The 22,377-nt window shown below is 56.3% G+C and carries 22 protein-coding genes; 8 read left to right on the top strand and 14 right to left on the bottom strand.

Features of this window, described 5'->3' with window-relative positions; all coding sequences use genetic code 11:
* Window positions 1-20: 20 nt before the first annotated feature.
* The 9 genes from pcaG to LOS15_RS14725 all read right to left on the bottom strand — a co-directional run bounded on the left by pcaG (window position 21) and on the right by LOS15_RS14725 (window position 8,892).
* Window positions 21-653 (bottom strand): protocatechuate 3,4-dioxygenase subunit alpha, encoded by a 633-nt coding sequence (pcaG, locus tag LOS15_RS14765; RefSeq protein WP_263066701.1) that lies wholly within the window; start codon window positions 651-653, stop codon window positions 21-23.
* A gap of 30 nt (window positions 654-683) precedes the next feature.
* On the bottom strand, window positions 684-1,415 hold the full coding sequence (gene pcaH, locus LOS15_RS14760; RefSeq protein ID WP_263066700.1) for a protocatechuate 3,4-dioxygenase subunit beta: 732 nt from the start codon (window positions 1,413-1,415) through the stop codon (window positions 684-686).
* Between the two features lie 104 nt (window positions 1,416-1,519).
* Window positions 1,520-2,467 carry a pca operon transcription factor PcaQ gene (pcaQ, locus tag LOS15_RS14755; RefSeq protein ID WP_263066699.1) on the bottom strand — a complete coding sequence of 316 codons (948 nt, stop codon included), beginning with the start codon at window positions 2,465-2,467 and terminating at the stop codon, window positions 1,520-1,522.
* A gap of 61 nt (window positions 2,468-2,528) precedes the next feature.
* The gene (locus tag LOS15_RS14750; protein ID WP_263066698.1) at window positions 2,529-3,707 is read right to left on the bottom strand and encodes an alpha/beta fold hydrolase; all 1,179 of its coding nucleotides are present in this window, start codon (window positions 3,705-3,707) and stop codon (window positions 2,529-2,531) included.
* Window positions 3,708-3,717: 10 nt separating this feature from the next.
* Complete coding sequence (gene pcaF / locus LOS15_RS14745) at window positions 3,718-4,920, bottom strand: 3-oxoadipyl-CoA thiolase (RefSeq protein ID WP_263069743.1); 1,203 nt, start codon at window positions 4,918-4,920, stop codon at window positions 3,718-3,720.
* 25 nt (window positions 4,921-4,945) lie between these two features.
* Entirely contained in the window at window positions 4,946-5,719 is a 774-nt protein-coding gene (locus LOS15_RS14740; protein ID WP_263066697.1) for a CoA-transferase subunit beta, read from the bottom strand.
* The gene (locus tag LOS15_RS14735) at window positions 5,719-6,552 is read right to left on the bottom strand and encodes a CoA transferase subunit A (protein WP_263066696.1); all 834 of its coding nucleotides are present in this window, start codon (window positions 6,550-6,552) and stop codon (window positions 5,719-5,721) included. The genes LOS15_RS14740 and LOS15_RS14735 overlap by 1 nt, the downstream gene beginning before the upstream one ends.
* A 188-nt stretch (window positions 6,553-6,740) precedes the next feature.
* Window positions 6,741-8,069, bottom strand: coding sequence for an adenylosuccinate lyase family protein (locus LOS15_RS14730; protein ID WP_263066695.1), 1,329 nt, complete (start codon window positions 8,067-8,069; stop codon window positions 6,741-6,743).
* 136 nt (window positions 8,070-8,205) lie between these two features.
* Complete coding sequence (locus LOS15_RS14725) at window positions 8,206-8,892, bottom strand: TetR/AcrR family transcriptional regulator (RefSeq protein WP_263066694.1); 687 nt, start codon at window positions 8,890-8,892, stop codon at window positions 8,206-8,208.
* A 166-nt stretch (window positions 8,893-9,058) separates the two neighbouring features.
* Between LOS15_RS14725 and LOS15_RS14720 the strand changes: the two genes are divergently transcribed.
* The 7 genes from LOS15_RS14720 to LOS15_RS14690 all read left to right on the top strand — a co-directional run bounded on the left by LOS15_RS14720 (window position 9,059) and on the right by LOS15_RS14690 (window position 16,538).
* The gene (locus LOS15_RS14720) at window positions 9,059-10,072 is read left to right on the top strand and encodes a DctP family TRAP transporter solute-binding subunit (protein ID WP_263066693.1); all 1,014 of its coding nucleotides are present in this window, start codon (window positions 9,059-9,061) and stop codon (window positions 10,070-10,072) included.
* 112 nt (window positions 10,073-10,184) lie between these two features.
* Window positions 10,185-10,682: a TRAP transporter small permease gene (locus LOS15_RS14715; protein ID WP_263066692.1), complete on the top strand. Its 498-nt coding sequence runs from the start codon at window positions 10,185-10,187 to the stop codon at window positions 10,680-10,682.
* The gene (locus tag LOS15_RS14710) at window positions 10,679-11,944 is read left to right on the top strand and encodes a TRAP transporter large permease (protein ID WP_263066691.1); all 1,266 of its coding nucleotides are present in this window, start codon (window positions 10,679-10,681) and stop codon (window positions 11,942-11,944) included. Before LOS15_RS14715 ends, LOS15_RS14710 begins: the two co-directional genes overlap by 4 nt.
* A gap of 30 nt (window positions 11,945-11,974) precedes the next feature.
* The gene (locus LOS15_RS14705) at window positions 11,975-13,861 is read left to right on the top strand and encodes a bifunctional sugar phosphate isomerase/epimerase/4-hydroxyphenylpyruvate dioxygenase family protein (protein ID WP_263066690.1); all 1,887 of its coding nucleotides are present in this window, start codon (window positions 11,975-11,977) and stop codon (window positions 13,859-13,861) included.
* Window positions 13,858-14,736: a shikimate dehydrogenase family protein gene (locus LOS15_RS14700; RefSeq protein ID WP_263066689.1), complete on the top strand. Its 879-nt coding sequence runs from the start codon at window positions 13,858-13,860 to the stop codon at window positions 14,734-14,736. The genes LOS15_RS14705 and LOS15_RS14700 overlap by 4 nt, the downstream gene beginning before the upstream one ends.
* 72 nt (window positions 14,737-14,808) lie before the next feature.
* Window positions 14,809-15,759, top strand: a complete 951-nt coding sequence (locus LOS15_RS14695) for an AEC family transporter (RefSeq protein ID WP_263066688.1) — start codon at window positions 14,809-14,811, stop codon at window positions 15,757-15,759.
* A 35-nt stretch (window positions 15,760-15,794) separates the two neighbouring features.
* Window positions 15,795-16,538, top strand: a complete 744-nt coding sequence (locus LOS15_RS14690) for an SDR family NAD(P)-dependent oxidoreductase (RefSeq protein WP_263066687.1) — start codon at window positions 15,795-15,797, stop codon at window positions 16,536-16,538.
* 5 nt (window positions 16,539-16,543) lie between these two features.
* Here LOS15_RS14690 and LOS15_RS14685 read toward each other — a convergent pair whose 3' ends face one another.
* The 4 genes from LOS15_RS14685 to LOS15_RS14670 all read right to left on the bottom strand — a co-directional run bounded on the left by LOS15_RS14685 (window position 16,544) and on the right by LOS15_RS14670 (window position 20,884).
* The gene (locus tag LOS15_RS14685) at window positions 16,544-17,770 is read right to left on the bottom strand and encodes a CaiB/BaiF CoA transferase family protein (protein WP_263066686.1); all 1,227 of its coding nucleotides are present in this window, start codon (window positions 17,768-17,770) and stop codon (window positions 16,544-16,546) included.
* Between the two features lie 22 nt (window positions 17,771-17,792).
* Complete coding sequence (locus LOS15_RS14680) at window positions 17,793-19,292, bottom strand: tripartite tricarboxylate transporter permease (RefSeq protein WP_263066684.1); 1,500 nt, start codon at window positions 19,290-19,292, stop codon at window positions 17,793-17,795.
* Window positions 19,293-19,319: 27 nt separating this feature from the next.
* Complete coding sequence (locus tag LOS15_RS14675) at window positions 19,320-19,820, bottom strand: tripartite tricarboxylate transporter TctB family protein (RefSeq protein WP_263066682.1); 501 nt, start codon at window positions 19,818-19,820, stop codon at window positions 19,320-19,322.
* Between the two features lie 77 nt (window positions 19,821-19,897).
* The gene (locus LOS15_RS14670; RefSeq protein ID WP_263066681.1) at window positions 19,898-20,884 is read right to left on the bottom strand and encodes a Bug family tripartite tricarboxylate transporter substrate binding protein; all 987 of its coding nucleotides are present in this window, start codon (window positions 20,882-20,884) and stop codon (window positions 19,898-19,900) included.
* A gap of 225 nt (window positions 20,885-21,109) precedes the next feature.
* On the opposite strand from LOS15_RS14670, the gene LOS15_RS14665 reads away from it, so the two are divergent.
* Complete coding sequence (locus LOS15_RS14665) at window positions 21,110-21,889, top strand: IclR family transcriptional regulator C-terminal domain-containing protein (protein WP_263066680.1); 780 nt, start codon at window positions 21,110-21,112, stop codon at window positions 21,887-21,889.
* On the opposite strand, the gene aroQ is transcribed toward LOS15_RS14665, so the two are convergent.
* Entirely contained in the window at window positions 21,882-22,319 is a 438-nt protein-coding gene (gene aroQ / locus LOS15_RS14660) for a type II 3-dehydroquinate dehydratase (RefSeq protein WP_263066679.1), read from the bottom strand. The genes LOS15_RS14665 and aroQ overlap by 8 nt on opposite strands.
* Window positions 22,320-22,377 lie beyond the last annotated feature (58 nt).

The following is a 22,377-nucleotide window of genomic DNA, read 5'->3' as shown; positions in this document are numbered from 1 at the left end:
AAAGATTGTATAAAACCTGGTCAAAAATCAAAAAACACCGTCTCGCCCTGCCCTTGCAGGCGGATATCAAAGCGATAACGCACCTTGCCATCAGTTTCTTCTCGTTTGGCGATCAAGGTTTGGCGGCGGGCCGGTGACTCAATGCGGGAAAGCACCGGGCACTTGGCGTTAGCATCGGTTTCATCGTCAAAATAGAGCCGCGTTTGCAGGTGAATATTCACCCCGCGGGCGAACAGCGTCAGGTTGATATGCGGCGCCATTGGTTGACCGCTGGAGTGCTTCACCGCGCCGGGCTTGATGGTGGTTAACGACCACTCGCTGCCATGATCGAAGGTGGTGGCAGTGCGGCCGAAGCTGTTAAACGCTTTGCTCAGGTCGTAATCGGCTTGGTAGTCGCCGTTAGCATCGGCTTGCCACGCTTCCACGAAAGCATCGCGGACTAGATCGCCGTTGCCGTCGATAACGATCCCTACGACTTCAATATGCTCGCCCTCGGCTTCAGGCTTGGCCATCTGGTTCCAGATCTCTTCATCCCGCACCGGGTTGCCAGCCGCAGCGAGGGCAAGGCCAATGTGCACATAGGGGCCGGCCGTTTGCGAGGCGGTTTCACGCAGCATCAGGTCGCTGGTCGGCTGGCTGTTAGGCTGATTCATGATGTATCCCCTGCCCTTATTGGTTTTCGGCTATTGGTTTTCAAAATAGGTCTGCAGCTCGCCGCGCACCACCACGTCAAAGCGATAGGCGAGGCAATCCATTGGTTTGCTGTGGGCCATATCAAGCCGCCCAATCATCGTCTCAACCGCAAGCGGATCTTTGAGCGTGTGCACGATGGGGCACAGGGGAATCAACGGATCGCACTCAAAATACATCTGAGTGATCAGACGAGTAGAGATCGAAGGGCCGGTGACCGAGACGTGAATATGCGCAGGCCGCCAGCTATTCATATCGTTGGGCCACGGGTAGGGGCCGGGCTTGATAGTACGGAAACGGTAAAAGCCCTGCTCATCGGTCAAACAGCGCCCTACGCCGCCGAAGTTGGGGTCTAGTGGTGCCAGATACTTATCGTTTTTATGGCGATAGCGCCCGCCCGCGTTGGCCTGCCACATTTCCACCAGAGTGTGTGGAATAGGCTTGCCGAACTGATCGACCACCCGGCCAAACATGATAATCCGCTCACCCTGGGGTAGCCCGCCCTGGCTTGGGTCCTGGCGAAAGTTCAGCAGCAGGTCGTTATCGTGGGGGCCCATGCGCAGGTGGCTGAAATCTGGGCCGGTCAGCTCTGATGCCGTGGGTTGTTGCATGCTCACCAGTGCCTGCTGGGGCGAGCGCGCTACCGAGGTTTTATAACCCGGCGCGCAGGCAGGTGGGTGCCCGTTGCGGTCGCGGGGTACAAAGCGTTTATTGTCATTTTGCATACGAATATCTCGTTAAGTGAAACAGGTCGACGTCGTGCCTTATTGAAAGAGTGTCCTGTTTAACGCCCGAGCTGCCTATTGATAACTTATCCCACCTTCATAACCTATGGGTTATGGCTTTTATCCCGATGCCCTACCACTACGTCAGCCGCGACTTCACGCAACGCTTCGCAAAACGCCTCAGCGGCAAGCGTGGGAAGCAGTGAGCGATTGCTACATAACCCAACGGAGCCGCCATGCAGTTCCAAGGGCAGCGCCAGTTCGCACAGCTCACCGCGGTCTATTGCGATGCGTACTGCTTCTTCAGGCGCTATCCAAATAGCATCGCCGCTCAGCGCATAGCGTTGGCCAAGTGCCAGTGAAAGCGTCTCAATGCGCTGAGCGGGCACTGCAATGGCGTGGCGAACACAGAAACTATCGACTTGATGGCGCAGCGTGGTTTGCGGCGGCGGGACAACCCAAGGGTAGTTGCTGATGCTCTCGGCAGTGAGCGTTGGCAACGCCAAGAGGGGATGATCATGGCGGACGACCAGTTGGAGGCGTTCGTAGTAGAGGTGCTCAAAGCTCAGGTCGTTGATCTCTCGGGCCTCGGTCATTCGTCCGACCACGATATCCAGCTCCCCACGGCGCAAGCGGGAAAGCAAAAAGGCGCTGGTACCCGTCACTACCTGCGCGCCCCGTTCGGTCATGGTATTGGCTTGCCAGCGCCGCAGCGCCTCAGGCACTAACTGGCTCTCCACGGTAGAAAGTGCCCCAATACGCAGCCAGTCGGCACCTTTTTGCTGTGACTGGAGGGCATCTACGCCCTCTTCCAGGGCACGTACTGCCGGACCCGCATGGCGCAGTAGCGTAAGCCCTGCTTGGCTGAGGGAAACGCCAAGCGGCGTGCGCTCAAACAGTGAAACGGCAAGCGTATCTTCCAGTTCGCGGATAGTTTTAGAGATACCCGGTTGGCTGATGGAGAGCCGCTCAGCGGCGCGGGCAAAACTGCGCAGGCGCGCCACCTCAAGAAACGCCTGTAGATGACGCAGCTTAATCCGTGCGTTCAGCATAAAAAAATCCTCATAACCTTAAGGTTATGAGGATAGCGTGTCAGTACACCCGCCGCGAGGGTTAGCGAAACGACTCGCCCCAGCCCAGCTCTTTGGCGAGGGCAAAGGCATGATTGGCTGCCGGAACGCCGCCGTAAATCGCTACGTGCATCAGCACTTGGCGCAGCTCAGCTTCTGACAGCCCAATCCGTTGAGCGGTTTTTAGGTGCAGTGTTAGCTCTTCACGGCCGAGGGCGGCGAGAATCCCGGTGGTGATCATGCTGCGCTCGCGGCGGGTTAAGTCGTCGTTGCTCCACAGCTCGCCCCAGGCCAGGCGGGTGATCATCTGCTGGAAAGGCGCATCCAGGCTGTTGGCATTGGCGGTGGAGCGCGCTACATGCTCCTCTCCCAATACCTGTTTGCGGGTCTCAAGGCCGGTGGCGTAAGCCACGCCGTGGTTCGCCACATCACCTAAATCAGTTGCCAACACCGCAAGAAGCTTTTGCGCGAACAGCACCGGGGCTTCCACGGAAGGCACGTGCCCTACGCCGTCAACAATCTCCAGCGGTGCGCCGTCCAGTTCAGCAGCCAGTGCTTCCAGGGTCGCTGGCGGCGTTGCCATATCTTCGCTACCGCCAAACAGCTGTACCTTGGCGTTCTTCGCCGCTAATTTGCCCGTGAAGGTATCGCGGCCCAGCATTTCACACAGCTGAGCGTAGGACTCATCGTCACCTCGGCCCATCTGTGTACACCAGCCCGCTTTCAGCGCGGGGCTTTCCTCAAAGGCTGCTGGGGCAAACCAGCGCGGCACGATCTCTTGAGACATCGCCATCAAGCCTTCATGGCGCACGCGATCGGCACGGGTATTCCATAGATCCGGGTTGCCGATCACCGCGCCGGTATTGGTCAACGTAGCGGAGAGCAGGCGATCGCTATGCTCGGCTATAAGCTGTTGGCCCACCACACCGCCAATCGATGTACCGGCGAAATGAAAGCGCTGCGCGCCTGCAAGCTCGACCAGCGCCAATGCCTCCGCCGCTAGATCAGCAGGGGTGATTTGCTCCCCACTAACCGCCTGGCTGGCACCGTGGCCGGGAAGATCCCAGGTCAGCACCCGGTAGCGGGGCAGCAGCGCGGGAATCACGTCATCCCATACGGCCTGACTCATCCCCAACGGGTGCGCCAGTACGACCAGCGGGTTCACTTCTGCGCCGAGCAGGCGGTAAGCCACACTGCGCCCATTGATGCTATAAAATGCCATAAAGCCTCCGTTAAACCCGCTCAATCAGCGTGGCGATACCTTGGCCCACACCCACGCACATGGTACATAGCGCGTAGCGCTTGCCGCTGTTTTGCAGCTCATGAGCGGCGGTCATTAACAGACGCGCACCGGACATGCCTAGCGGGTGGCCTAGCGCAATCGCGCCGCCGTTGGGGTTCACGCGGGGGTCATCGTCTTTAAGGCCCAAGTCGCGCATACAGGCCAGCGCCTGGGCGGCAAACGCTTCGTTGAACTCAAATACGTCGATATCATCCATGGAAATGCCGGTACGCTTAAGCAGCTTCTGCACGGCCGGTACCGGGCCATAGCCCATAATGCGCGGCTCAACGCCTGCCGTAGCCATGCCGATGACTTTCGCCATCGGTTTAAGACCATGCTGCTTAACCGCCGCTTCGCTGGCCACCAGCATCGCCGCCGCCCCGTCGTTGACACCCGAGGCGTTGCCCGCGGTTACGCTACCGCCTGCGCGGAAAGGCGTGGGCAAACCCGCCAGCTTCTCAAGGGTGGTTTCCCGCAGGTGCTCATCGGTATCAAAGATCAGCGCTTCCTGCTTGCGGCGCGGGATCTCAATCGCCGTAATCTCTTGGGCAAAACGCCCGGCCTTTTGGGCAGCCGCTGCTTTCTGCTGGGAGCGCAGCGCAAAGGCGTCCTGGTCTTCGCGGGAAATGCTGAACTGCTCGGCGACGTTTTCTGCCGTTTCCGGCATGGAGTCGACCCCAAAGGCTTTCTTCATTAGCGGGTTGATCAAGCGCCAGCCAATGGTGGTGTCTTCGATTTTTTGTGTGCGGGCAAAGGCGCTATCGGCCTTGCCCATTACGTAGGGCGCACGGGACATGGATTCCACGCCGCCCGCCAGCGCCAGTTCCATCTCACCGGCTTTAATGGCGCGAAACGCCGTGCCGACTGCATCCATACCCGAACCGCACAGGCGGTTCATGGTGGTGCCGGGCACCGAGGTGGGAAGGCCCGCCAGCAGCGACGACATACGCGCTACGTTGCGGTTATCTTCACCGGCCTGGTTGGCGCAGCCCATAAACACTTCTTCAATGGCCGCGGGGTCGAGATCCGGTGCTTCCGCCAGTACGGCTTTAAAGATGCTCGCGGCGAAATCGTCCGGGCGAACGCTGGCCAGGGTGCCGCCGAAACGACCCACCGCCGTGCGGCGGGGATGACAAAGAAAGACGTCTCTCATAACAACATCACTCATAACAGAATCCTTATGCGCCCGCGTGGGCCCGCTCGGTGCGCGCTTTTAGCTCACGCAGAATTTCAAGCTCATTGGCACTTGGTTCAGGCGTGCTTTCAAGCTGCTCGGCAAAGCGCACTTCCCAACCGGTCGCGTCAATGACGTCTTCGCGGGTTACGCCCGGGTGCAGCGATACCACCACCAGTTCTTTGGTCTCAGGATCGGGCTTCATCACGCACAGGTCGGTGATCACCCGGGTGGGGCCTTTGCCGATATTGGGCACGTTATCGCGCCCTTTGCCGTCGCGGCCAAAGCCTAGCGTGGTGACGAAGTCGACATCTTTTACAAAGGCGCGCTTGGAGTGCTTCAGGGTGATAAAGACTTCACCGGCGTTGGTGGCGATTTCCGGTGCGCCGCCGCCGCCCGGCAGGCGAACTTTAGGCGCTTTGTAATCACCAATCAGCGTGGTATTCAAATTAGCAAAACGGTCGATTTGCGCGGTGCCTAAAAAGCCGACGTTGATTTTGCCGCCCTGCAGCCAGTAGCGGAACATCTCCGGCACCGCCACGGTGGTCAGCGCCGACTCACACAGTTCACCGTCGCCGATGGAAAGCGGCAGAATCGCAGGTTTGGTTTGCAGCGTGCCTGACTCATAAATCAGCACCACATCCGGGGCGTGGGTCAGACGTGCCAGATTGGCGGCTTCCGAGGGCAGGCCAATACCCACAAAGCAGGTCATGCCATTTTCCAGTGCCCGTGCAGCGGTCACCGACATCATTTCAGAAGAGGTATATTCGAAACTCATTAGCTGTTCTCCCCTGCATGATTTTGGACAGCGTTAAAGACGTTATCGTCAAGCCACTGGGTGAAGGTGTCGCGGTCGCGAGCGATGGCGTCCCACTCTTTATAGAATCGGTTGCTGCGGCCGTAGTAGCCGTGGGTGTAGGAAGGCAGCGCGCCTTTCTCGGCGACCGCAATGGCGCTGATCGCCCAGCTGGGAATCACACAGGCGTTAGGGTGGGCGTTGAGGTCATCGACGATCTCCTCCACCGTCACGATACTGTGCTTGGCCGCCAGCACCGCCTCTTTCTGTACACCAACAATACCTTCTACCAACACGTTGCCTTGGCGATCTGCGCGCTGGGCGTGGATGATCGAGACGTCCGGGCGCACCGAGGGCACAGCGGCTAAGCGCTCGCCGGTAAACGGGCACTCGATAAATTTGATTTGATCGTTAACGCTGGGCAGCTCACTGCCGATGTAGCCGCGAAAAACCGCCATGGGCAATCCCGCAGCGCCTGCTTCAAAAGCGCAGGCCATGGCCGCGTGGCTATGCTCAAGAATCTCGACTTTTTGCGGCCAGCCCTTCTCAACCGCATCGCGCAGGCGGTGCAGTGAGCCTACGCCAGGGTTACCGCCCCAGGAGAAGATAACTTTTTTCGCGCAACCCGCACCGATCATCTGATCGTAGATGATATCGGGGGTCATGCGGATCAGCGTCAGATCACGCTTTTGCTGACGGATCACTTCGTGACCCGCGGCGAAGGGAATCAGGTGGGTAAAGCCTTCCATAGCAACGGTGGCGCCGTCTTGGACGTAGCGCGCTACCGCGTCATGCAAGCTGAGAAACTCGGCCATGATGGGTGCCTCTTAGCTGGTCGTTGCCGACGTCGTTAGCATTTGTTCGTAAAACGAACATATATTCTTAATGCGAACAAGTTACTGCCAATCGCTAATGAGGTCAAATGCCTAGCCGCTAATGGAGTGCCACGATGGCCTATCCCCGGAACTGAGTAGCGCGCTTTAACGATATTTTTTTCAGCTACTTATTCACTTTCCAGCCATTTCTTGGCACGCGCCACCTGGGCAGTGCTGCTACCAAGGTATAAAGCGGGATTGCATGCATCGCGCAACGCCGTGACGCCTACCACGCCAAGTACATCAGGGTGCTCAGCCAAAACGTCGGCATAGGGTCTCACTTCACGGCGTGAGGTTTCTGCAGCGGCAGCACTGACGGCCTTCGCTTTATCTGGCCCCAGTACAGGGGTAAGCAACCGTGCCACCGGCTCGGCCATAATGCCGCCGCCAGTAGCTGCAAGATTGCGCTGCATGTGATCAGGGTAGACCTCAAGCCCCTCCAGCAGCGCGGCTACTTGCTCAAGCGCTCCCTCTACCAGCAGAGCGCTTTCCATCATCGGCGCCCATTCCGCGTGCCATTCGCCCAACCCGCGCTCAAGGGGCTGGGCGGCAGCATTGATCAAAACGCTTGTATGGCCATGCACCTGCCGGGCTGCCCCGCGAATCAGCGCACTGCGCACCGGGTTACGCTTATGGGGCATAGAAGAGGACTCCCCCATGCCGGGTGCCGAGGGCTCCGCCACTTCACCGACTTCGGTTTGTGTCAGCAGCGCTACATCCAGGGCGATTTTTTCAGCGGCCCCCGCAACGGCATCTAACGCCGTGCCGAGGGCATGAATGGGGTAGCGGTCGGTATGCCAGGGCAGCACTGGCGCCACCAAGCCTAGCCTCGCAGCCAAGGCGTCCATCCACTCAAGCCCGAGCGTATCCCAACCCGAGTGCACGCCCACCGCGCCACCAAACTGAACGGGCAGTTCCACCTCACCCAAACGGCGGCGGCTCTGCTCCAAGCCGATGGCCCAGTGAGCCACCTTCACCCCAAAGGTTATCGGCAGCGCCTGTTGCATCAGGGTGCGGCCCACCATGGGCGTGTCGACATGAGTATCCATAAGTGCTGCTGCTGCCGAACGGCAGCGCCGTAGCAAATTATCCATCGCCACTAAGCGGGGTTTAAGCAGCAGCATCAGCGCGGAGTCGACCACATCTTGGCTCGTTGCGCCTTGATGCCAGTAGCCCTTAAGCGCTTCAGGCAGCAGCGCGCGGCTCTGTTTGACAAAGGGGATCGCTACATTGCCGCCGCTGGCGATGCCTTCGGCAATCTCAGCGACATTAAAAGAAGCATGTTCGAGCTGCTCGCGCATTTGCTGGCTGGCACCGTTTGGCACCGCCCCGCTGGCTTCCTGAACCTCGGCCAGGGCCAACTCGAAGGCCAACATGGCGTTGAGCATAGCGCCCTCATTACACGCGTTTAGTGCGGGCTGGCTCATAAACGGGTGCTTTAGAAAGGCAGAAAGCATGGCTAGCAGGCTCCTTTTAACGGGGCTCAGAAAGGCAGGGGGCAACGGCAACCAAAAAACCGCACAGTTGTTCGCCATTCGAACTATACGCTAAAAATAGCTCAGCACTAACCCTACAGAGCTTACCGCCGTGGGCTCACTCAGAAGGTAAAGCCTCGTCAGTGCGCACGTAGCGCAGCACCATATCGGTAACGTGGTCTTCTAATTTCTGCTGATTTTCCGGCGCCGCCTGCTGCCAATCAAAAATGCGTGAAAAGGTGTGTTGGTTGGAGACATTAAAAAACGACAGCGCACTAATCAGCCAGTGCAACTCTCTTGGATCTAGACCACCACGAAAGCAGCTCTCTTCCACACCGCGAAGGTAGACATTGGTCAGCACATCAATCACCCCGGCATTGAGCGATTGAATCAACTCTGACTGCGCCAAAAAGCGCCCATGATGAATATTTTCGATCATCACAAGACGGATAAAATCGGGGTTTTTGGCGTGGTGGCAAAAGGTAAACCGCACTAACCGACTTAGCGCCTCTAGCGGTGCTAAGTGATCAAGATTTAACTCAGCCTCCTGAAGGCGCACTTTCTTGTAGGCGGCTTCCAGCGTATGCAGATAGAGCGTTTCTTTATCATTAAAGTAATAATAAATCATCCGCTTAGATGCGCGGGTTTTCTCGGCAATTTCATCGATCCGAGCGCCTGATAGCCCTTTTTCCGAGAACTCCCGAGTGGCCACTGCGAGGATATCGGCCTGCACAGATTCAGGGTCGTTTTTGCGGCGACGTCGCGCAGATGATGGGGAAGCGGACGTTTTAGAAGTGGCTACCATCGATTGACCTTTTATTATCGTGATCGTCTTTTGTCTAGTATGCCACAGCTTGACTGAACGTACCATTTCGTACATTGTTGATTTGGACAGGACGAAACAGCCAATTACACCATTGGCTTTTTACCCCTCACTCCCATGAAAAGTGCCCGATAAGAGGACAACAACAATGTCGATTAAGCGTACTCTCACACTCGCCGTTACCGCGGCAACGCTAGCTGTAGCCACGACCGCCTCTGCCCAAACACTACGCTTTGCGCACGTCGATCCAGACGACTGGACCACCTCGAAAAAAGGTGCGGCCGGACAGGTGTTTAAAAATCTAGTAGAAGCCGAAACCAATCTCACCGTAGAGCTATATCCCGCCGGCTCACTGGGTGGTGAAACCGAGCTGATCGAAGGCGCGCAGGATGGCATCATCAGCATTGCAATGGTCTCCGGTGCCTATGCCAATTTCTGCCCGGCGGTTGCGGTGACCGATATCCCTTACACGTTCCCTTCAGCGCCTGTGGCGTGGCAAGTGATGGACGGCGAGTTTGGTACCTCGCTTGCTGAGCACTGCTTGCAGCAAACCGGCTTACGTACCCTAGCTTACGGCGAGACGGGTTTCCGCCACTTCACCAACTCTGTGCGCCCGATCCACTCCCCGGAGGATATGCGTGGCCTGAAATTCCGCGTGCAAACCATTCCGCTTTACCTGGAAATGGTGCGCGGCCTAGGGGCTGAGCCTCAGGGTATCGCTTGGGGTGAAGTGCCTACGGCGCTGGCTACCGGCGTAGTAGATGGCCAAGAGAATCCTATCTCGGTGATCTACGGCAATAACTTCTACGAGTTCCAGGACTACCTCACGCTGGATCGCCACGTATACGGGGTTGACCACCTGCTGATCAACGATGAGATATTCCAGTCACTCACCGAGGAAGAGCAGGCCGCCGTGAAGCGCGCCGCTGTGGTTGCTGGTACCACTGGCCGTGCTATTCAGCAGTTCAACTCGGCTGAGGGTATTGCCAAGTTAGAAGCAGCAGGCATGGAAGTGACTCAGCCCAATGCTGAACAGATGGACGCCTTCCGTGAAGCGGCCCAACCGCCGGTGCAAGCCTATCTGCGCGATGAGCTGGGCGATGATGCTGCATGGATCGACCGTCTTTCTTCTGCAGTCGACGAGGCGTCCGCACGCTTCTAGCTCTTCATGAGAACTTTTCATGATAACCCTGCCTGACCAAAACGCTTGCGAGTGGGCCAACGATGGCCCACTTGCGACCTTGCGTGCCTGACTATCGATTGAAGGTGCTCTTATGTCTGCTCTTCTCGCCCAGTTACACCGCGGCCTGATCCTGTTCAATGGCAGCTTGGCCGGGCTTGCCATGATGCTGATTTTTCTGCTGGTCGCAGGCAATGCCTTTGCGCGCTACACCTATGGCGGCTCCATTACCTGGGGAGAAGACACCGCTATTTACCTGATGATTTACGGTCTGATGTTTGGCATGTCTTGGGCATATTTACAGGATAAGCACATCGGCTTTGACCTTATTCGCCGCCTGCTACCCCTACGCTGGTTGCGCTGGCAGGCGGTTGTCATCGATTTGGTGGTACTAGCAGTAGGCATTGGTTTGATGATGTCAGCACTTGAGTTCATTTCTGCCCGTGGCGGGCGCACCTCGTCAAGCACCGGCATGCCCATGTGGCTCTTTCAAGCCTCTATGCTTGTGGGTGGCGGCCTGCTCAGCCTCTCTGCCCTGGTGATGGGCGCGCTGCGTTTGAGTGAGCAGCATGGCGAGGAGGCCTCATCATGATTTTTGTGCTGCTGATAGCGCTGGTATTGCTCGGCGTGCCGTTTGCCTTTGCCATTCTGGGTACGCTGACGGTGCTGATGAGTACCGGCGACTTGCCTTACCACATCCGTATTGTGTCGCAGCAGTTTTTCGGCGGCATGGAATCTTTCCCACTGCTGGCGATACCGCTGTTTATTTTAGCCGGCGAGCTGATGAATGAAGCGGGCATTACCCACCGCATTATTAACCTGGCCACTGCGATTGTCGGCCGCATGAAAGCAGGTCTGGCGCATGTGAATATCTGGGCGTCGGTGATTTTTGCCGGCCTTTCCGGCTCAGCGATTGCCGATACCTCAGCACTTGGGCGGGTATTTATTCCGTCAATGGAAAAAGAGGGCTACCCGCGCGATTTTGCCGCTGCGCTTACCGCTGCCTCCTCCGTGATTGGCCCGATTATTCCGCCGAGTATCCCGGTGATTATCTACGCGCTGACGGTGTCGGGCGTGTCAGTGCCGGGGCTATTTTTGGCGGGGATTGTGCCGGGACTACTGCTGGCACTGGGGCTTTCCATTTACGTCTACTTTTTCGCGGGTGATTTGGGCGCGGCACAGACAAGAAAGCAGTCTCGCCGCCATGCCCTCCTCCACGGCCTGCTGCCCGCGTTAATGCCAGTATTTGTCGTCGGCGCGATTCTCGCCGGTATCGTTACGCCCACCGAAGCGGCAGCGTTTGCCGTAGTCTACGCGCTGATTTTAGGGGTAGTGCTTTACCGTAATATCAAACTGGTCAACCTGCCCGGCATCTTCGCCCGCGCCATGCGCGACAGCGCGGTAATCATGGTCATCATGGGCGCGGTCGCTGCGGCCAACTGGGTGCTCACGTTCGAGCGCGTGCCCAACATGCTGACCGAATGGGCATTGATGAGCATCGATACCCAGTGGACCTTCCTGATTGCCGTCATTCTGCTACTGCTGGTGGTGGGGCTGTTTTTAGAAGGTATTGCGGCCATTTTGGTGCTGGTGCCGATTCTTCACCCCATCGCCATGGCGCTAGGCATCGACCCGCTGCATTTCGGCATTCTCGTAATCTTCAATCTAATGATGGGGCTGATCACGCCACCGATGGGGCTGTGCTTGTTTGTCGCGGATTCGGTCTCCGGTGTGGGGATGGGGGCGATTATCCGCCGCATTCTGCCGATGCTGGCCGTGCAGTTCTTAATTCTACTGCTGATTACCTTCGTACCGGCGCTCGTCACCTTCCTGCCGCGCTTAGCTGGCTACTGATCTTCATCATTTATAAAGGAGCATGATGCCATGTATTCATCCATTGCTACCGTTTGCCTAAGCGGCTCGCTGGAAGAGAAGGTAGATGCCATTGCCAATGCCGGTTTTGAAGGGCTTGAGCTATTTGAAAACGATTTAACAGCGTTTAGCGGAACGCCTCGCGAAGCGGGAGAGTTAATTCGCTCCCGCGGCCTTAAGCTGGTCACGCTTCAGCCGTTTCGTGACTTTGAAGGGCTGCAAGGCCGCGCCCGAGAGCGGGCGTTCGACCGCGCCGAACACAAGTTTGATCTGATGGAAGAGCTCGGCACGGACCTGCTGATGGCGTGCAGTACCGTCCACCCCGATTCATTGCCGGGCTTAAGCCGCGCCGCCGATGACTTTTATGAGTTGGGCGAGCGCGCTGCGCGGCGCAATCTGCGCGTGGCCTATGAAGCGCTGGCCTGGGGGCGTCATATTCACGACTACCGCGACAGCTGGGAAGTGGTACGCCGCGCCGCGCATCCCAATGTCGGCCTGGTACTGGACACCTTCCATATCTTCTCTCGTCAGACGGAGCTGGGCACCATTGGCCGTATTCCGGGGGACCGCATCTTTTTGGTACAAACGGCCGATGCGCCGCGTCTCTCCATGGACCACCTGTCGTGGAGCCGTCACTACCGCTGCTTCCCTGGCCAGGGCGAACTGCAGATGGATAAATTTATGGCCATGCTGGAAGAGACCCGCTATGACGGCCCGCTCTCCCACGAAATTTTTAACGATGTCTTCCGTATGGGCCACAGCGACCAAACCGCTCGGGATGGCCTTCGCTCGTATAATTTACTGCGCAGCATGCAGGCCGACAGCGGTATACCTGCGCAGCAACCGATTGAGTCGGTCGCCTTTCTCGAGATTGCCGTCGAGCCAGACGATTTAGCATCGCTGCGCGAACTGCTCAACGCACTCGGCATGGCCTGCGTAGGGCGCCACCATACGCTGAGCGCTGAGCGCTGGGCAGCAGGCGACGTTAACTTGGTGCTTAACACCGAGGCGAGTTTTACCGGCCGCACGCCAGGGCGCGACGCCACCGCGGTTACCGCCATTGGCCTACGTGTCGCTAATGCCTATGAAGCCTTCAAGCGCGCCGACAAACTGGGCTACGATATTGTCGAACCCGAAGAAGTCGGTGCTTCCCACCGCATGAGCGCGCTGCGCAATGTGGATGGCAGCCTCTCGTATATTATTGATGACTCGCAGCTAAGCCGTACCTGGGATAGGGAGTTCCCCGTGGACGTGCAGCCGATTCCCCAGGGGGCGCTGGGCGATATCGACCATATCAGCGTCGCGCTCTCCTACCATGATTACCTCTCGCTGATGCTGCAGTACCGGGCGATCTTCCAGCTAGCGCCAACGCCTTCGTTCGATGTGGCCGACCCCCGCGGATTAATCCAAAGCCAGGTACTACAAAACCACAACGGCCGTTTCCGTCTGGCGCTTAACGCCAGCGCTTCGCCAGATACCGCCAGCAATCGTTTTGTTCGTCAGTACGGCGGCTCGGGGGTTCACCACGTTGCGCTGCGCACTCACTCTATGCGCGAGACCAGCTCAGCACTAAGCCAGGCAGGCACGCCGGTGCTGCCAATTCCCGGTAACTACTATCGCGACTTGGCCGCGCGCTTTGATCTACCCGCCCAAACCCAAGCGTGGATGCAGGCGCACCATATTCTCTTTGACCAAGATAGCAGCGGTGACTTCCACCAGCTGTATACCCAGCCTAGCCAAAAGGCGTTCTTTTTTGAGCTGGTACAGCGCGATGGCTACCAAGGGCTGGGCGCGCCGAATGCGTTTGTGCGGGTCACGGCGCAGCAGCGCTTAGAAGCAGGCATAGGCAAAACCGCTGATCAAACACCAAACCACGGTAAGGGAGAGAGCCAAGCATGATCAAACTCGGACTGGTTGGGGAAGGCATCGCCAAGTCGCAATCTCCCGATTTGCATGAACGCCTGGGGGCGTCGTTAGGGCTGCCCGTGCGCTATGACTTAGTCGATAGCTTGGGAATTGAAGCTTTCGATTTCCCAAGCGCTATACAGGCGCTGCGCGAAAGGGGCTACCGAGGCACCAACGTCACCTTCCCTTTTAAAGAGAACGCCGCAAAGCTTGCCGATATTTGCGGTGAAGGCGTTCGCCGCGTGGGTACCGCCAACACACTGCTGTTTGATGAGGGCGGCCTGCGCGCAGAAAACACCGACTACACCGGCTTTATCAGCGCCTACCGACATTCATTTGGCGATCAGCCAGCGGGCGATGTGCTGTTGATCGGTGCTGGCGGCGTAGGCCGTGCGGTGGCCTGCGCCTTAGGCGAATTGGCCGCCAGCTGCGTCTATATTCTTGAACGTGATAGTGCTCGCGGGGAATGCCTCAGCCATGACCTTAACGCCATGGGCATAACGGCAGAATGCATCACGCCAGAGCAAGCTCAGCGTGAGTTGCCTAGCTGGCAGGGCGTCGTGAACTGCACGCCCATCGGCCACATTAACCACCCCGGCTGCCCCATCGACACATCAGGACTTGGCCCCCAGCACTGGGTGTTTGATGCTGTCTACATTCCTGCCCATACCGAGCTGTTAAATGCCGCCCACCAGGCGGGCGCTAAAACGCTTTCAGGCGTCGACCTGTTTGTTTTCCAAGGAGTGGATGCGTTTCGCTTCTTTACCACTGGGCATATTGGCACCGAACAAATTGACGCCCACGTGATACCGCTGCGTACTCACTACATTCAACAGCTCGTTTCGCCCGCTAATCCGCGCATGACCTGATAGTCTAAAAATAGCGTACACTTATTCGTCTAACGAACAAAAATTTTGTCGCCATGCGCTAAAGAGGCTGCGATGCTCGCTATTCTTAGTATTACCACCCCTATCTTTCTACTAATCGGTTTAGGTTACGTAGCAAGATGGAGCGGCATTATCATGCGCGAGCAGATGCAAGGGGTGGGGATCTTTGTGATGTACTGCGCCCTGCCCGCGCTGGTCATTCGGGCATTGACCCAGCAGCCTCTGGAAGAAATTTTTAAGCTGAACTACCTGATCGCTTATGGCTTAGGCTCTATCGCTGTCTTCGGTGGTGGGCTGCTGCTGTGCCTGAAGCGACAGCGTCAGCCGCTCAATATCAGCGCGATGCAAGCGTTAGGCATGGCCGCCGCTAACAGTGGTTTTGTGGGTTACCCCGTCGCAGCGATGGTGATTGGCTCCCCAGCGGCGGTGCTTTTAGCGCTCAACATGGTGATTGAAACGCTGATTATTATTCCCGCCGCGCTGATTCTAGCTGAAATGGGGAACCAAAAAGGGGCAAGCCTTGGCAAAACCGTAAAGCAAACGGCACTCAACCTAGCCAAAAACCCGATACTTATCGGGCTGCTCATCGGGATTTCCCTGGCGATAACAGGGTTAAACGTACCCGGCCCTGTATATAAAGCGATCACTTTACTGGCCGACGCCGCAGGCCCTGCGGCGTTATTTGTGATAGGCGGTGCACTCTTTGGCTTACAGGTAAAAGGCATGGCCCAGGATGTGGGCCAGATCGTCATTGGCAAGCTCCTCATACACCCGCTAGCCATTTTCATCGCTTTCTTTTTTGTCCCCGGCATTGAGCCACTTTATATGGCAGGGGCGCTGCTCTTTGCCGCCGCGCCGATGATCAGCATTTACCCACTGTTCGGCCAGCGCTATGGTTTAGGCGGTGTCAGTGCCGCTGCCATGCTCGTGGCGACAGTCGCCTCCTTCTTTACACTCAGCCTGACGATCTGGCTGATGACGCTTTTCGGATTATTAGCGTTCTAATGAACGCAGATTTAGGCCAGCGAAGGACAATAACAATGAGCCAACATTCTGAACACAACCAAAGTAATCAACACGCCTGTGCGGTGGTCACCGGCGGCGCAAGAAACATCGGCCAAGCCATTGCTTTACGCCTTCAGCAGGACGGCTATCGCGTTATTGTGGTGGATATCGTTAAGCCGGAAGCGGACTCTTTGCAAGCAGACGCCTATCAGGTTGATCTTGCCGATGCGGATTCCACTAAGCGGGTAATGGAGGCAATCGCCGAGCGTTATACGGTGAGCCGGCTGATCAACAATGTGGGTATCGTCGCCCCCGCCCTGCTCGAAGAGGCAACGCTTGAAGACTTCGATACATTAATGCACCTGAACGTACGCTCGGCGCTGATCTGCACACAAGCCCTCTTACCCACCATGAAAGCACAAGGCATGGGCCGCATTGTGATGAATGCCAGCCGCGTGGTGCTCGGCAAGGAAGCGCGCACTATTTACAGCGCAACGAAAGGCGCGCTGCAGTCCATGGCCCGCACCTGGGCGCTGGAGCTTGCTGAACACGGCATTACGGTCAACTGCGTTGCCCCCGGCCCCATCGCTACCAGCGCCTTTTGGGAAAATAACCCGCCTGATTCAGAACGTGCCCGCCGCATCATCGATAATATCCCGCTACAGCGTATGGGCCAGCCAGAAGATGTGGCCCAGGCGGTTAGTTTTTTCTGCGACGAGCGTAGCGGTTTTATGACCGGCCAGACGCTGTTTGTTTGCGGCGGTGTGACGGTCGGTTAGAGGGCTTATTTTACTACGCCCTTTTGACGCAAGGCGCTTATTTCCTCAGCGCCTTTGTGCAATAGGCGCTGCAACACGCTGTCGGTATCTTCCCCCAGTCGCGGCGGTGGCTTGTTATACGCCAACGGCGTTTTGGAGTATTTAATAGGGTTAGCCACACCGGGCACAGAACCGGTGTCGCTTTCTAGCTCAATTTGCATGTTTCGCGCTTGCACCTGTGGGTCATCAAAAACCTGGGCAATATTCTGAATCGGCCCGCAGGGAACGCTAATCGCCCCCAGCATCGCTATCCATTCGTGGCTGGTGCGGGACCGAGTGATCTCAACCATCAGTGGTATCAGCGCCAGGCGGTGCTTCACCCGCTCAGGATTGGTACTAAAGCGGGGGTCGGTGGCTAACTCGGGTCGCCCAACCGCCTCACAAAAGCGCTTGAACTGCCCATCGTTGCCAATGGCGATGATGACTTTTTCGCCATCAGCCGTAGGAAACGGCTGGTAAGGCACTAAGTTAGGGTGGTACTCGCCGGTGCGGGTTGGCGGTGTGCCGCTGCAGAAGTAATTAAGCGCTTGATTGGCTAACCAGCTGACCTGAACATCCAGCAGCGCCATATCGATATATTGGCCCTCCCCGGTGCTATGTCGGTGATGCAAAGCGCCCAGGATGGCGATGGTGGCATTCATCCCCGTGGTTAGGTCAGAGACCGCCATGCCCACACGCTGCGGCCCAGCCCCCGGCTCACCGTCGGCGGCACCGGTAATACTCATTAACCCGGATTGGGCTTGGATCAGGTAGTCATAGCCTGCCATTGCTGCCATTGGCCCGGTTTGGCCAAACCCGGTGATTGAGCAGTAAATCAACCCAGGGTTAATCGCCTCTAAGGTGGCGTAATCGAGGCCTTTTCGGGCTAGGCCGCCGCTCTTAAAGTTTTCCACCAGAATATCGCTTTCAGCCGCTAGCTCACGCACCAGCCCTTGGCCCTCCGGCTGGCTAATATCCACCGTTACCGAATGCTTGCCGCGATTAGCAGAAAGGTAGTAAGCCGACTCTTGGGACTCCTTGCCCTGTTTATCTTTTAACCAGGGAGGCCCCCAATGGCGCGTATCGTCACCAAGGGTTGGGTGCTCAATTTTGATCACCTCAGCGCCCATATCGGCCAGTATTTGCGTACACCAGGGACCCGCCATGACGCGGCTTAAATCCAACACTCGAAGCCCTGTTAGCGGTCCTGCCATCACCATTCTCCGGTAGCCTTACTTACTGCGATTTACCGACGGCGTTGCGTGCTTCACGGCGTGATGAAATAAAGCGATAAAGGGCTAACGCAATGGAGCCCACCGTCAACGCAATAAAGACCCAGGTAATGGGGCCACGCACGAAAATTGACAGATCGTTATGGCCGATTAATAGCGAACGGCGCAGGTTATCTTCAAACATTGGCCCGAGGATAAAGCCGATCAAAAAGGGCGCTGCCGGTATCGCGGCGCGGTTGAAGATATAGCCAACGACGCCAAAGGCCAGCATGAGCCACACATCAAAGGTGTCATTATTAACTGCATACGCCCCATAAACGCAGAACATCAACACAAGGGGAAAAAGGATCGATTTAGGGATGTCGGCAATTAACGAGAAGTACTTAATAGCGACATTGCCCACCAGCAGCAATACCAAGGAGCTAAACATAATGCCCATGAACAAGGCATAAATGAGCGGCAGATTTTCTTGGAACATCAGCGGGCCGGGCGTCAGCCCATGCACCATAAACGCCCCCAGAATAATCGCCGTGATAACATCCCCCGGAATACCCAGCGATAGCAGGGGAATCATCGTCGCCCCGGCAACGCCGTTATTTCCCGCCTCGGCAGCGGCAACGCCCTCTACCTCCCCCTTACCGAAATTCGCCTTATTGGGGGAGCGCCTGCGCGCATCGCTATAGGAAATAAACGCGGCGGCAGTCGCGCCCGTACCGGGGATGGCCCCAATAATCACGCCAATCAAACTGCCCCGCACAATAGTCGTCAAGCAGCGCTTCAATTCAGAAAATGCCAGACCAGCACCGCTCGCCTTCGCCTTGATATGTGGAAGCGCCTTTTTGCGATAGAACTCGATAATTTCTGGGATCGCAAAGAGGCCAATTAACAAGGGAATAAAGGAGATGCTGTCCATTAAGTTATAGCTGCCAAAGGTAAACCGCTGGGAGCCAAAAACTTCATCCAGCCCCACTAGGGAAAGCAAAATACCTAACAGCGCTGCCATCAAGCCTTTGATCATTGAGCCGCTGGCCAAAGAAATAATGATGGTGAGCGAAAAACAGATCAGCCAAAAAAACTCCGGCGCGCCGAAATTCAGCGCAATTTTTGCCAAATAGGCGGCAAAAAAGATCAGCGCGATATTGGAGATAAAGTCGGCAATGACCGACGAGTAGAGCGCGGCCTTGAGTGCTTTTTTGGCATGCCCCTGCTGGGCCATAGGGTAGCCATCCAACAAGGTGCACGCGGAAGCGGGTGAGCCGGGCGTTCTGATTAAAATGGCCGTGATTGAGCCACCGTACATGCCACCTTTATAAATACCCACCAACAGCAGGATAGCGGCCACCGGCTGCATGGAGAACGTGAAGGGCAGCGCCAGTGCCACCGCCATGGTGGCGGTCAACCCCGGAATTGACCCCACCACCACCCCGATGACCACGCCCATCGCGATCGCTATAAAGTTATCTAAACTAAAAAATATCGCGATGACTTCCGAAAAATGTTCCATAGATCACCCAGAAGATGAAGTAGCCAATTAGAAACCGATTGGTGATATCGGAAGCGGTACATTCATCACTTTTACAAAGATAAATGTCACCGCGATAGGAAAAACGAAGGCCAGACTATAAACCCACCAGGTGCGAACAGGATGCGCCACAAAAAGCACCAGGGTCGCCAAAATACCGGTAAATACCGCCCCCATGGATTCAAATAGAGAGACATATATGACCAGGGCGGCCACCATCAATATGAAACGCCGGGTCGTCCCTTTCTCAATATTTCGTTCATCCTCCTCGCTGCTTCTGTCCAACAGGAAGCCTTGCAGGATCAGCAGAATAGAAAAGAGCAGGATCAACCAGCCAACAATCCCCGGCAGCCAGCGCGGCGACATCATAGGGTTTTGCAGAATAGGCGGTTCATTGATGTAGTTAGGCACCAGATAAAAAACCAGTACCAGTGAGAAGCTCAGCAGGATAACTCCCGCGACTACGTCACTTGGGTCTTTTACCCTGCGCTTAAAATCCGAGGGTGTCATCGCTGCCTTCTCCTGGGAAAACAATAAAGGCGAGAACGCATGTCCTCGCCTCAGTGCTTGGTGAGAGACTGCCTAGCTCACTGGCTGATGCCAGCTTGCTGGGCGACGCCGTCCCAACGCTCCACTTCTTCAACGATGAACTGCTTGAACGCGTCACCCGACACTTGGCCCGGCTCAGCCCCTAATTGCTCTGCGAAGTCTAAAAACTCCTCACGTTCCATCACGTTGGCTAAGGCTTCTTGCATGACGCTTTGTGCTTCTTCTGGGAAGGAGCTATGCGCAATCAGTCCAAACCAAGCCGTGGTAATAAACTGGTCAAGGTTATGCTCGCCTACCTCTGAAAGTGTCGGGACATCAGGCAGGTACTCGGAGCGTTCCGCCGAGGTAACCGCTAGTGCACGTAAATCCCCCGAACGGATGTGTGAAAGGACTGTTGGCATATTTTCAAACGACACGTCCACATCACCACCTAACAGCGCAGGTAGTGCCGCACCGCTACCTGCAAAAGGCACCGCGGTCATGTTGGTCTCTGTCAGCGTTTTAAATAGCTCGCCAGACATGTGAATAGAGCTGCCGACGCCGCTGTGACTAAACGTCATATTTTGTTCTTTTGCGGCTTCGACGAACTCAATAACGTTTTCATAGGGGCTGTCGGCGGGCACGACCATCACGTTCGGGATGTCGATCATGTTTTGCAAAAAGACGAAATCATCAACCGGGTCGTAGCTAAGATCAGGGTAGATGGCGGCACCGATGGTGTGACCCGGCGACGCCATAAGAATGGTGTGGTCCGCATCGCGTCCACCGCGCGCAAGGCGCCCGGTGCCGACGGTAGACCCCGCGCCGGGCCGGTTCTCTACCACCACATTCGTATCAAGCTCTTGCTGGAGGAGGTCAGCAACACGCCGCGACAAAACATCCGTCGTGCCACCCGGGGCATAAGGCACCACTAAACGGATATCGTCTGTCGGCCACTCATTGGCGCTGGCAGAGGAGACGGTCAGGCCAAGAGCGAGCGCGCTGCTACAAGCAGCCAGGCATGTTGCGCTGAGGAGTTTGTTCATTGTTATCTTCCTGTGCGTTAGTTAATTATTGTTCGCATCGCGTACACGTATTCGTAGTGTATGCCTTGAGATTACGTTGTTGCTAACACTTTAAAAAACACAACTTTAGTAGCATTGTAGTAAATACACAGCCCACAGGAACTTGTAGCGCAATCTCACAAGTTCGTATGGCGAACATTTCTGCGTTATTCTTGTTGAGTGGCTTCAAAACAATGGATAGCGAAGATGCAAGAAGAGATGCTGAGTACAGAGAGTCGTGACTTTGTAACGGCCTTAGCGAGCGGCTTGGAGGTTATACAGGCATTTGATGCTGAGCACCCACGCATGACATTGAGCGAAGTGGCGACGCGCACAGGCATGAATAGAGCAAAAGCGAGGCGCTTCTTACTGACGTTGCATGCCCTGGGGTATGTGCGCAAGGAACAACGCTACTTTGAGTTAGCGCCTCGGGTTCTGCAGTTAGGCTACGCGTTTCTATCCGCCAATAACTATCAAGGCGTTATTCAACAGTACTTGGAAGAAATAACCGCCGAGACGGGAGAGTCTTCATCGCTGGGCGTACTAGACGGGAGCGATGTAATTTACGTGGCGCGCTCTGCAGCCAAACATCGCTTGATGGCGATTACGCTGTCGGTAGGCACGCGGCTTCCAGCAGCACACACCTCTATGGGTCGCATCCTATTGGCGCAGCTAAGCGATGAAGACCTTGATCACTTTTTGACGACCATTTCACTTGAGCGCTACACCGAGAAAACCGTGACCGATGTTAAAGAGCTGCGTGACCGGATAATAAAGGCGCGTCAACAAGGCTATGCGATTTCTGACCAAGAGCTAGATTCAGGCCTTCGCTCAATCGCTGTGCCTGTTTTTGACGCTAAGCAGCACTTAATGGGGGCAATCAATATTAGCACCAACGCGGCTCGGGTCGACCTCGACACGCTGGTGAATGTTTACCTACCCGTGCTGCAAAGCAAAGTCGCGCACATACGCGCGCATATTAACTAGCCATTACTGCATCTAACGCGGCCCGGTACCCTTGCACGCCCAACCCGGCAATCACGCCATCGGCGCGTAGCGACACGTAGGAGTGGTGTCGAAAGGCTTCGCGTTTATGCACATTCGACAGGTGCACTTCAATCACTTTGCCATCAAAGGCATTGAGCGCATCGAGAATCGCCACCGAGGTGTGGGTATAGGCCGCCGGGTTAATAATAATCGCCTGGGTGCCATCAAGCCGGGCAGCGTGGATCGCATCAATCAAAGCGCCTTCATGATTACTTTGAAAGCAGGTGATGTCCCAGTCGGCCAGCACCGCTTTCTCACGTAAGAGGTTATTCACATCTTCTAGCGTCTCATACCCGTAAATCTCTGGCTGTCGGCTGCCCAGCAAATTTAGGTTGGGACCATGTAGTACCAATACTTTTCCCTGACTCATTCTCTCTTCCACCCTGCGCGCTAGCGCATAAATTGACGATGATGCTTGTTCTAGCATC

Source organism: Halomonas sp. 7T, assembly GCF_025643255.1.
Taxonomy (GTDB): domain Bacteria; phylum Pseudomonadota; class Gammaproteobacteria; order Pseudomonadales; family Halomonadaceae; genus Vreelandella.
This window is presented reverse-complemented; position numbering and strand designations above follow the sequence as displayed.

Coding starts and splice junctions, on each gene's coding strand:
- pcaG (WP_263066701.1), bottom strand. CDS start 653: ATGAATCAGCCTAACAGCCAGCCGACCAGCGACCTGATGCTGCGTGAA.
- pcaH (WP_263066700.1), bottom strand. CDS start 1,415: ATGCAAAATGACAATAAACGCTTTGTACCCCGCGACCGCAACGGGCAC.
- pcaQ (WP_263066699.1), bottom strand. CDS start 2,467: ATGCTGAACGCACGGATTAAGCTGCGTCATCTACAGGCGTTTCTTGAG.
- LOS15_RS14750 (WP_263066698.1), bottom strand. CDS start 3,707: ATGGCATTTTATAGCATCAATGGGCGCAGTGTGGCTTACCGCCTGCTC.
- pcaF (WP_263069743.1), bottom strand. CDS start 4,920: ATGAGAGACGTCTTTCTTTGTCATCCCCGCCGCACGGCGGTGGGTCGT.
- LOS15_RS14740 (WP_263066697.1), bottom strand. CDS start 5,719: ATGAGTTTCGAATATACCTCTTCTGAAATGATGTCGGTGACCGCTGCA.
- LOS15_RS14735 (WP_263066696.1), bottom strand. CDS start 6,552: ATGGCCGAGTTTCTCAGCTTGCATGACGCGGTAGCGCGCTACGTCCAA.
- LOS15_RS14730 (WP_263066695.1), bottom strand. CDS start 8,069: ATGCTTTCTGCCTTTCTAAAGCACCCGTTTATGAGCCAGCCCGCACTA.
- LOS15_RS14725 (WP_263066694.1), bottom strand. CDS start 8,892: ATGGTAGCCACTTCTAAAACGTCCGCTTCCCCATCATCTGCGCGACGT.
- LOS15_RS14720 (WP_263066693.1), top strand. CDS start 9,059: ATGTCGATTAAGCGTACTCTCACACTCGCCGTTACCGCGGCAACGCTA.
- LOS15_RS14715 (WP_263066692.1), top strand. CDS start 10,185: ATGTCTGCTCTTCTCGCCCAGTTACACCGCGGCCTGATCCTGTTCAAT.
- LOS15_RS14710 (WP_263066691.1), top strand. CDS start 10,679: ATGATTTTTGTGCTGCTGATAGCGCTGGTATTGCTCGGCGTGCCGTTT.
- LOS15_RS14705 (WP_263066690.1), top strand. CDS start 11,975: ATGTATTCATCCATTGCTACCGTTTGCCTAAGCGGCTCGCTGGAAGAG.
- LOS15_RS14700 (WP_263066689.1), top strand. CDS start 13,858: ATGATCAAACTCGGACTGGTTGGGGAAGGCATCGCCAAGTCGCAATCT.
- LOS15_RS14695 (WP_263066688.1), top strand. CDS start 14,809: ATGCTCGCTATTCTTAGTATTACCACCCCTATCTTTCTACTAATCGGT.
- LOS15_RS14690 (WP_263066687.1), top strand. CDS start 15,795: ATGAGCCAACATTCTGAACACAACCAAAGTAATCAACACGCCTGTGCG.
- LOS15_RS14685 (WP_263066686.1), bottom strand. CDS start 17,770: ATGGCAGGACCGCTAACAGGGCTTCGAGTGTTGGATTTAAGCCGCGTC.
- LOS15_RS14680 (WP_263066684.1), bottom strand. CDS start 19,292: ATGGAACATTTTTCGGAAGTCATCGCGATATTTTTTAGTTTAGATAAC.
- LOS15_RS14675 (WP_263066682.1), bottom strand. CDS start 19,820: ATGACACCCTCGGATTTTAAGCGCAGGGTAAAAGACCCAAGTGACGTA.
- LOS15_RS14670 (WP_263066681.1), bottom strand. CDS start 20,884: ATGAACAAACTCCTCAGCGCAACATGCCTGGCTGCTTGTAGCAGCGCG.
- LOS15_RS14665 (WP_263066680.1), top strand. CDS start 21,110: ATGCAAGAAGAGATGCTGAGTACAGAGAGTCGTGACTTTGTAACGGCC.
- aroQ (WP_263066679.1), bottom strand. CDS start 22,319: ATGAGTCAGGGAAAAGTATTGGTACTACATGGTCCCAACCTAAATTTG.